Origin of the sequence: Streptomyces sp. NPDC007346, from assembly GCF_040703535.1 — a bacterium.
Taxonomy (GTDB): domain Bacteria; phylum Actinomycetota; class Actinomycetes; order Streptomycetales; family Streptomycetaceae; genus Streptomyces.
In genome coordinates this window covers 1-2,197 of the sequence record NZ_JBEYKR010000280.1, presented here as the reverse complement: position 1 = coordinate 2,197, position 2,197 = coordinate 1, and the positions used below count along the sequence as shown (strand labels likewise).

General features: G+C 71.1%; 1 protein-coding gene, 1 rRNA gene and 1 pseudogene. All 3 read left to right on the top strand.

What is annotated here, in order from left to right; all coding sequences use genetic code 11:
* A 5S ribosomal RNA gene (rrf, locus tag AB0917_RS33980) occupies positions 1-92 on the top strand; the annotation flags it as partial.
* Positions 93-298: 206 nt separating this feature from the next.
* A complete protein-coding gene (locus tag AB0917_RS33975) occupies positions 299-1,363 on the top strand; it encodes a hypothetical protein (protein ID WP_366823564.1) in 1,065 nt (354 codons plus the stop codon).
* A pseudogene (locus AB0917_RS33970) lies at positions 1,360-1,974 on the top strand (hypothetical protein); the annotation flags it as partial. The gene AB0917_RS33975 and the pseudogene AB0917_RS33970, both read left to right, overlap by 4 nt.
* Positions 1,975-2,197: the final 223 nt, after the last annotated feature.

The following is a 2,197-nucleotide window of genomic DNA, read 5'->3' as shown; positions in this document are numbered from 1 at the left end:
CGCCCGGTTACATTCCGAACCCGGAAGCTAAGCCTTTCAGCGCCGATGGTACTGCAGGGGGGACCCTGTGGGAGAGTAGGACGCCGCCGAACAATCTTTCAAGGACCCCTGGTCCCAGCGTTCAACGCTGGGACCAGGGGTCCTTTTGTTTTGTCGAAGCGCGTCGGACGGTCGACTGCGCGAGAATGTCTGTGGTACCCGAAGACAGGAGTCACACCCATGTCCACCAACTCTCCCGACGATCGTCCGGAGCGCGAGCCGCGTCGCCGGGACGGTGGTGACCGGGGCGGTTTCCGCGGTGGTCGTGACGACCGGTCCGGTTCCGCAGCTCCTCGCCGCGACAACGACCGTGGCCCCCGCCGTGACGACAGCCGGCCGACCGGGGGCGGAACGGGTGGAGGCTTCCGCCGCGACGACCGGGACCGCGATCGTGATCGCGGGCCGCGTCGTGACGACAACCGTGGCGGTGGCTCCGGTGGCGGCTTCCGGCGGGATGACAACCGTGGTGGTGGGTTCCGGCGGGACGATGACCGGGGTGGGCGTCCCAGTGGTGGTGGGTTCGAGCGTCGTGATGATCGGCCGCGTGGGCCGCGTCGCGATGACGACCGCCCCAGCGGCGGTGGCTTCCGGCGCGACGACAACCGCGGTGGCGGCTCCGGTGGCGGCTTCCCGCGTGATGACCGTGGTGGCAAGGCCGGCGGTGGTTTCCGCCGTGACGACAGCCGGGGCGGTGGCTCTGGTGGTGGGTTCCGGCGGGATGACGACCGGGGTGGGCGCCCGAGCGGTGGTGGGTTCGAGCGTCGTGATGATCGGCCGCGTGGGCCGCGTCGCGATGACGACCGCCCCAGCGGTGGCGGTTTCCGGCGCGACGACAACCGTGGCGGCGGTTCCGGTGGCGGCTTCCCGCGTGATGACCGTGGTGGCAAGGCCGGCGGTGGTTTCCGCCGTGACGACCGGGACCGCGATCGGGATCGTGGGCCTCGTCGTGATGACGACCGTGGCGGTTACCGCGGTGGCCATCAGCGCGATGACAGCCGTGGCGGCCGCCCGAGCGGTGGTGGATTCGAGCGTCGTGATGACCGGCCGCGTGGGCCGCGTCGCGATGACGACCGCCCCAGCGGCGGCGGGTTCCGGCGCGACGACAACCGGGGCGGTGGCTCCGGTGGCGGCTTCCGCCGTGATGACCGGGGCCGTGGCGGCGACCGTGGTGGTTACCGTGGCGGGCAGCGCGACGACCGTGACCGTGGCGGATTCCGTGGCCGTGACGACCGGGACCGGGACCGTGAGCCGATCAAGCGGCTGCCCATCCCCGAGGACGTCACCGGTGACGAGATCGACAAGGACGTGCGCCAGGAGCTCATGAGCCTGCCGAAGACCCTCGCCGAGGATGTCGCGCGCAACCTCGTCATGGTGGCCCGGCTGATCGACGAGGACCCGGAGGAGGCGTACGCGTACGCCCGTATCGCTCTGCGGCTGGCCTCGCGCGTCGCCGCCGTACGGGAAGCGGCCGGGTTCGCGGCCTACGCGACGCAGAAGTACGCGGAGGCGCTCGCCGAGTTCCGGGCGTCCCGGCGGATGACCGGGTCCGTGGACCTGTGGCCCGTCATGGCGGACTGCGAGCGTGGCCTCGGTCGGCCCGAGCGGGCGATGGCCATGGCCGGTGAGCCCGAGGTGCAGAAGCTGGACAAGGCCGGCCAGGTCGAAATGCGGCTGGTGGCGGCCGGGGCGCGTCGGGACATGGGGCAGATCGATGCCGCCATCGTCACGCTGCAGGGCCCCGAGCTCGCCTCCAACTCCGTTCAGTCGTGGACGCCGCGGCTGCGTTACGCCTACGCGGACGCGCTCCTGGAGGCCGGGCGTGAGGACGAGGCCCGTGAGTGGTTCGGCAAGGCACTGGAGGCCGACAAGGACGGCTCGACCGACGCGTCGGACCGGCTGGCCGAACTGGACGGCGTGGAGTTCGTCGATGCCCTGGGTGATGCCGAGGTCGTCGAGATCGTGGACGCCGCCGAGGCCGACGGATCTGTCGTCTCCCTCGATGCCGATGCCGATGCCGATGCCGATGACGGTGACGAGGACGAGGACGACGAGCGGGACGCGGACCGGCGTGGCGATGGGGCGGACAACGTGTGGTACTGCCAGGGGTATTCGGGGCATGGCATTGCCACCAGCCACATCATGGGCGAGATCATGGCCG